General features: G+C 51.2%; 8 protein-coding genes. 1 reads left to right on the top strand and 7 read right to left on the bottom strand.

Annotation, left to right across the window (positions count from 1 at the left end):
• Window positions 1-110: 110 nt before the first annotated feature.
• The 4 genes from HCN83_RS01565 to HCN83_RS01550 all read right to left on the bottom strand — a co-directional run bounded on the left by HCN83_RS01565 (window position 111) and on the right by HCN83_RS01550 (window position 3,383).
• A complete protein-coding gene (locus tag HCN83_RS01565) occupies window positions 111-323 on the bottom strand; it encodes a hypothetical protein (protein ID WP_168004533.1) in 213 nt (70 codons plus the stop codon).
• A 131-nt stretch (window positions 324-454) separates the two neighbouring features.
• Window positions 455-1,300, bottom strand: a complete 846-nt coding sequence (locus tag HCN83_RS01560; protein ID WP_168004532.1) for a D-alanyl-D-alanine carboxypeptidase family protein — start codon at window positions 1,298-1,300, stop codon at window positions 455-457.
• A gap of 87 nt (window positions 1,301-1,387) precedes the next feature.
• Window positions 1,388-2,623 (bottom strand): tyrosine--tRNA ligase, encoded by a 1,236-nt coding sequence (gene tyrS, locus HCN83_RS01555; protein WP_168004531.1) that lies wholly within the window; start codon window positions 2,621-2,623, stop codon window positions 1,388-1,390.
• Window positions 2,624-2,879: 256 nt separating this feature from the next.
• Window positions 2,880-3,383, bottom strand: a complete 504-nt coding sequence (locus HCN83_RS01550; protein ID WP_168004530.1) for a MarR family transcriptional regulator — start codon at window positions 3,381-3,383, stop codon at window positions 2,880-2,882.
• 169 nt (window positions 3,384-3,552) lie between these two features.
• Between HCN83_RS01550 and HCN83_RS01545 the strand changes: the two genes are divergently transcribed.
• Window positions 3,553-4,581: an AbrB family transcriptional regulator gene (locus HCN83_RS01545; RefSeq protein WP_168004529.1), complete on the top strand. Its 1,029-nt coding sequence runs from the start codon at window positions 3,553-3,555 to the stop codon at window positions 4,579-4,581.
• Window positions 4,582-4,584: 3 nt separating this feature from the next.
• Here HCN83_RS01545 and HCN83_RS01540 read toward each other — a convergent pair whose 3' ends face one another.
• The 3 genes from HCN83_RS01540 to HCN83_RS01530 all read right to left on the bottom strand — a co-directional run bounded on the left by HCN83_RS01540 (window position 4,585) and on the right by HCN83_RS01530 (window position 6,537).
• On the bottom strand, window positions 4,585-5,196 hold the full coding sequence (locus tag HCN83_RS01540; protein WP_205774439.1) for a protein kinase family protein: 612 nt from the start codon (window positions 5,194-5,196) through the stop codon (window positions 4,585-4,587).
• Window positions 5,197-5,342: 146 nt separating this feature from the next.
• Window positions 5,343-5,678, bottom strand: a complete 336-nt coding sequence (locus HCN83_RS01535; protein ID WP_168004528.1) for a hypothetical protein — start codon at window positions 5,676-5,678, stop codon at window positions 5,343-5,345.
• 106 nt (window positions 5,679-5,784) lie between these two features.
• Window positions 5,785-6,537 (bottom strand): glucose 1-dehydrogenase, encoded by a 753-nt coding sequence (locus HCN83_RS01530; RefSeq protein WP_168004527.1) that lies wholly within the window; start codon window positions 6,535-6,537, stop codon window positions 5,785-5,787.
• Window positions 6,538-6,635: the final 98 nt, after the last annotated feature.

Here is a 6,635-nt window from a genome sequence, read left to right as displayed (position 1 = left end):
TAGTGAAAAACGGGAACGACCGATAAGGTGTGTTCCCGTTTTAGCTGTTTAAATACGGTCACGTTTTCCGTCTCCTGCCGGTCAAGGTGTTCCGTCAACCTCGGGACATTTTAAGGTGTCATTAACACGGTACCGCCCAGCCTGCCGCCGTTTAAGAGCGTCTGCAGACTTCGCAGCACAGAAGGCATTCTGTCTGTTGCCTGATAAATGTCCCGCACCATGTCCGGCCCCGGCTGATACAGCTTCTCCTTCGGAATCGTGCGGCATTCGTGTTCAAGCAGGCTCTGACCATCATCTCCAAGTATCTCCTTTGTCGTCGACATACACATACCCTCCCTTTCAAATGTTATTCTTCCCTACCCCTTCCACAGATGGATGAACCTGGTTTATGGGATTTTCACAAAAAAAGACACCTGCTGTTTCGCAGGTGCCGCATGTTTAGAGGAATCAGCTGCTACGGCTTGATTCCAGCGTAGACGGTCTCCGGTCTTTCCGCTGCAGCAAAGCCATAATCGAGCAGCGCTCTCGTATCGTCGTAGCTTTGCTCGGCGGTTTCTGCATTCAGCGTGACAACAGCTAACGCAGCGCCGTTTTGTTCCGCTGTCGTCACGAGAGTATAGCCTGATCGTGATGTAAACCCATTTTTCAATCCGGTCACACGCTCATCCGTACCGATCAACCGATGATGGTTCCGGATGACGGTCGACCATCCGTCTCCTTCCCACGGGAGCTCCACGGTTGCGGCAATGTCCATAAACGTTTCGTTTTCCACGGCATATGCAGCGATCGCGGCCATGTCTGCTGCAGTTGTATGCTGCAGGGGATGATGAAGGCCGTGCGGGTTGGCAAATCTCGTCTGCATGGCCCCGGCTTCCTCCTGTACAAGCTCGGTCATTTCCTGAGCGAATGACCACTCATCTCCAGAATAATGTTCGGCCAGCACAGTTCCGGCGTCGTTTCCGGAGTTTATCACCATTCCCTGTATGAGCTGCTCGATCGGCATTTTTTCTCCCTCCAGCAAATAAACACTGGTCCCGATCGTATCTACCGCTTCTTTACTGACGATGGCTGTATCATCAAGGCCGCCTTTTTCAACGGCGAGCAGACCGGACACAATTTTTGTAATGCTCGCCGGGTACATGCGCCGTTCGGCGTTTTTACTGTATAACACTTCTTCGGCGTGCATATCCACCACAATCGCAGCTTCACTCTGCGGCGCGGGGACGGATGCTGCTGAGACATCCAGCGGCATGAACCATACTGCCGCGGTCATCAATATTGCAAGCTTCTGCTTCATCATGCTGCTCCATCCTGTCTGAAGTTCCCCCTCTGTCTATAGTTGTTGTTTAACCCCAAACCTCCAAGTTGAAACTGAGAATAAACACCATTAATGAGAGCTCCTCAAACGAACGTGCTTTCGTTTGCCGACCTGAAGAATCATTCCGTCATGCACCAGGAGGTCTTCATCAGCTGTCTCCAGACGAACGCCGTCCACCTTCACACCTCGATTGGCAATCATTCGCCTTGCTTCACTTTTTGATGCAAGCAGCCCTGATTCGACTAGCAAATCAAGTGGAGAGACTGACGCAGCCTGCGTACGATGCTCCGGCATCTCCTCTGGAAGCTGGTTATGGCGGTAGAGAGCGTCGAACCGTTCAGCCGCTTTTGCTGCAGCTTCCCCGCCATGGTAAAGCTCTGTCATCCTGGTCGCGAGCAGCCGTTTTCCTTCGCGTGGATGCAGCGCTCCGGAATTCAGCTGAGCTTCGATGGTGTCGACTCGTTCCGGAGAAAGGCCCGAAACAAGCCGGAACCACCTTCCCATTAGCTCGTCGGGCACGGACATCGTTTTTCCGAACATGTCATCAGGGTTCTCTTCTATTCCAACGTAGTTGTTTTTGGACTTTGACATTTTCTCTTTCCCATCCAGTCCTTCCAGCAGCGGCATCAGAATCACGGCCTGCTTTTCTTTGCCGAACCGGTCCTGGAAATGCCGCCCCATGAGTGTATTGTAATGCTGATCGGTGCCGCCAATTTCGATATCACTTTTAAGCACGACCGAATCGTATCCTTGCATCACCGGGTAAAAAAATTCATGCAGCCCAATCGGCTTTCCAAGCGCTGTCCGTTCGTCGAAATCATCTCTCTCCAGCAGCCTGGCCGTTGTTATCTGACCAGCCAGATGGATGACTTCCTCAAATGACAGAGATGCGAGCCAGCTGCTGTTGTAGTGAACGGTCACTTTATCCATATCCAGCACATGACTGAACTGCTTCGTGTAAGTCAATGCGTTTCGTTCCACTTCTTCAGCTGTCAGCGGTGCCCTTGCAGTCGATTTCCCGGTCGGATCTCCGATACGGCCTGTGAAATCCCCAATCAACAGCTGCACGTGATGACCATTCTCCTGAAACTGGCGAAGCTTCTGCAGAACGACCGTATGACCAACGTGCACGTCCGGTGCAGATGGATCAAGGCCCAGCTTGATGCGGAGCGGGCGGTCTTCTGCGAGCGACTGCTCCACTTTCCTGCGAAGATCCTCAGGCGGGATGACCTCTGCCGCGCCTTCGCAGTATAGGTTCATTTGTCTGTCTGCTTCCTTCTTCTGACTAGTTGTTAATGCTGCCATACTCTCTTCCTCCTTTTTTATAACGACAAAAAAACACGGTCTCAGCAAAGGACGCATCATGTGCGCGGTACCACCTTTGTTAAAGAACGTGCTTCTTTCACTCTGTCTGTAACGGGGACGCCGCCCGAAACGTATCCGGGGCGCTCTGGAATTGTAATTGACGCTGTATCTGTTTCCGGCTCACACCACCCGCCGGCTCTCTGGGAACAGGGATACAGTCGCTGAGGATTCCGTCTCTGCGCATTGCTATTCTGCTTTAATTAACTTTCGCAGCAGGCTGTTCAATTGCTGCTGCTCTTCTCTGCTGAGTCGTCCGGCAAACTGTTTTTTCCTGCTCGTGAAAAACCGGGTAAAGCTCTCTCATCAACTGCTTTCCGGCTTCCGTCAATTCAACACGGGTCCTGCGTCTGTCTGATGGATCCCGCTGGATCTGACACAAATTCTCCTGAGCGAGCCGCTTTATAACTGTGCTGGCTGTCGCTTTGGAAACGCCTGCCGATTCTGCCAGTACCCATGTTTCCCTTGGACTGCTGATCCAGCAGTCGTACAGCATAGAAAACGCGGTCCAGGAAAGGCCCTGTGGCACCAGCTGCTGCTGTTCCAGCAGCTGTACCATTTTCCGGGAGGCGGTATACAAGCTCGTCGTTAACAGCACCGCCTCCTCATCCAGGCTGCTGTCAGGCAATCCTGACAGCACCTCAAGCAGCTGCCTTTCTGCTTCCGGAAGCCGTTTATAGTCATCAATACTCCGGATGGCCATCACCACCTTTCCATTTCGTTAGTATTCAAACGAATTTACCACGCTTCTTTTTGCTTGTCAACAATCGGTTGCTTATTTATTTCCTGCTATCATTATGGAACTTGTCCTGCTTCTCTGATAGAGTGAATCCCAGCGTGCCCCGATGCTGCGCAGAATAGGAGGAAGCGCCGTGCCTTTTGACAAGTGGATTATTATAAGCGGCTTTGCTGCAGCCGGCGGAGCTCTGTTTTCCCTGCTCCAGCTTCCGCTCCCATGGCTGCTTGGAGCGGTCTGCTTTTCATTCATATGGAAATGGAGCACCAAGCAGGATATAGATGCCCCGGACTTTTTCAAACCGGCTGCCTTCATTCTGCTCGGCACTTATTTTGCTCTTTACCTTCATTCAGATACGCTGATCAAGACCATCCCGATCCTGCCGGTCTATCTGCCTTTATCGCTGATGATGATTGTATTGAGCCTGCTGCTCGGCCTGCTGATGGCAAGTCGCTTTCATATGAACAAGAAAACGAGCATGCTCGGTCTGGTTCCCGGTGCCCAGTCGGCGGTCCTCATGATAAGTGAGAAGCACGGCGGCAGAACTGCTTTAATCATGCTGCTGCATTCAATCCGACGCTTGCTCGTATTAGTCAGCCTTCCTGTACTCGTTCTGCTGTTTTCAGCCGACACATCCGCCTCTGCGTCTCTGGAACTTTTCCGACAGGAAGATCAGAACGCTTCTTACTGGTGGTATGTAATCCCGGCATTGGCATTGACGGCTGGTTTTCTGCATAAGAGTCTGCTCCTGCCTGCCGCTCCACTGGCGATGGGGCTGCTCGTCTTATCTGGTTTTCAGCCTGCTCCCTATCCGGAATCGGTGCTGGCAGCTGCCCAGCTTCTGCTAGGTATGTATATTGGTTTGAGGCTGAAGCGTAAGGATCTTTCCAGCAGCAAAAAACACGCATTGCCGTTCACAGCATTTGCACTTTTATTCATTGCTCTATCGGTAGCTGCCGGATTGCTCCTTTCCCTTCTCACGCCGCTCGATCGGCTTTCCGGAGTCATGAGCATGACTCCCGGCGGCCTTCTGGAAACAGGCTTTGCCGCCTCAGAAGCAGGAGGAAATCCTGTCAGCGTTATTATGCTGCAGCTGATTCGGTTTTTGCTCGTCTTTTACACGCTTCCGCTTTTGATCGGGTGGTATTTAAGACGTCTTCCGTAACAATCAGATGTGGAAGAAATTACGTTTATAAAGCGCACGGATTGATTCCAGCAGCAGGGCCGGCATCCGCTTTGGAAACAGCCTCTTGGAATAAAATTTATGATAAGCAGCTTTCAAATCGTCCCACTGCGAACAGTTTTTCGTCTGATTGAATCGCGCGAGATCGATAATTCTTACTGCCCCTTCCGGTGTCAGAATCAAATTATGCAAATGAATATCAGAAGGGTTCAACTGCAGTTCTTTTACGTGCATTAAAGCACGGTCTACGTCCATGATGGTTTTTGTATCGATTTTTTCGCCTCCGGTCAGGCACTGGAAAAATGTGCGGCCTTCAATAAAATCGATGACAATGTAGTTTGGACCGGAGTCATGCAGGGCAGGAAAAGATGAAACTGATTCGAGTTTGCTGTAGATAGCTGCTTCCTCCGCTGCCAATTGAGAACTGTCTGGATAATAAACTTTTATGACAGCTTGTGAATTTTGTATCCTGAATGCACAGGCACTTCGGCCGGTGCCGATGTGACTCATTCTGCTGTCGTGTGACACCACTGTGTAACGGCTCCCCTTTTTCTGATAACGCACGCTCGCAGCAAGTTCGCTGTTCTTTGGTTTCATAAGCGTTCCTCCCGTTTCCGAATTCCTCTCTGTCTCTGCCCGTTTTTTTTAACCTCTTCTAACAGAAATCGGTAACAAAACCCGGCTTCTGACCAAATAAAAAAGCTTTCGAGCGGAGAATATCCGGTCGGAAGCTTTTTCGTTTATCACTGTTGGTCGTTTTTCTGTTTCGGCAAATCAATGACAGCATGTGTCTTATGTTCCCGGGCCGCTTCCGTGATCAGGAGGACCGCGGTAACGATGTGCATGATCATGCCAACAAAGGGAATCCACCCGACGGCGGATGTAACCAGCCCGAACACCGGTCCGACTTTGGAGCGGTTATCCTGAAGTACAAGCAGCAGCACAAGAAAATGAGCGACAAACATCACCATCAGCGGAACCCAGGAGAGCGTCAGAATAAACATGCCTCCTAAAATGGGAATGCCGAGAAACGCCTCACAGGCGCCGGTGATATATTTTGCTTTTACGGTGCGATCCATGTTCCTGTCTCCTTTCGTATAAAAGCCTCTCTGCTTCTAGTATACGCAGGAAGAAAGGAATGGGTTCCCAAAACACGTGCTTGTTCCCTGCTGATTATTTTTTCTGTTAGAACGCAGCTGTCCAGCCTCCGTCGACTGTCAGGACTTCCCCGTTAACGAAGCTGGAATCGTCAGAGGCAAGAAACAGCGCAGCTGCTGCAATTTCTGAAGGTTCGCCGGCCCGCGGGGAAAGTCCGTGCGTCATGCCGCACCGTTCCATGCCGAATTCGTTGATGTTCGTCATGCTGCGGCCGATGTTCGTCTGCACAGCTCCAGGCGCGATGGCATTACAGCGGATCCCTTTTTGCGCGTACATAAAGCCGGTGTTTTTCGTCAGTCCGATCACCGCATGCTTCGTAGCAGCGTATGCAGCTCCTGCATGCGCCCCGCTGAAGCCGCCGGTAGAGGCGATGTTGATGATATTACCGGATCCTTTCTCCAGAAAAACGCCTGTTGCCTTGCGCATCGCCTTCATCACCCCGGTCGTATTAACCGCAAACAGCTTCTCCCATTTATCGTCCGGTATATCCCCCACCGGTTCAAACCCGTCCATGATCCCCGCGTTGTTCACGAGTATATCCAGCGTTCCGAATTGGCTGACCGCTTCGTCAATCATGGCCTCAACGTCCTCTGCATTCGCCATATCCACCTTCAAAAAAGCTGTCCGTCCCTCAATCGCATCTGCTGCTGCCTTCAGCTCTTCTTCATTGATGTCCGTCATCAGAACAACTGCCCCTTCGGCAGCAAACAGCTCTGCGATCGCTTTTCCCATGCCTGACGCTGCACCTGTGACAATGACGGCTTTTCCATCCAGTTTCATGGTTGTGCACCTCCCTATTTTCTTGGAAAACGCTTCCTTCTTCTTCAGTTTACGATATAGTAAGAGGAGGAGACAGATACAGTTTTATGCAGAATGTC

The sequence above is a fragment of the Alkalicoccus luteus genome (assembly GCF_012034335.1).
Lineage (GTDB): Bacteria > Bacillota > Bacilli > Bacillales > Salisediminibacteriaceae > Alkalicoccus > Alkalicoccus luteus_A.
The sequence above is the reverse complement of the archived record's forward strand: the minus strand, read 5'-3'. Positions and strand labels throughout refer to the sequence as shown.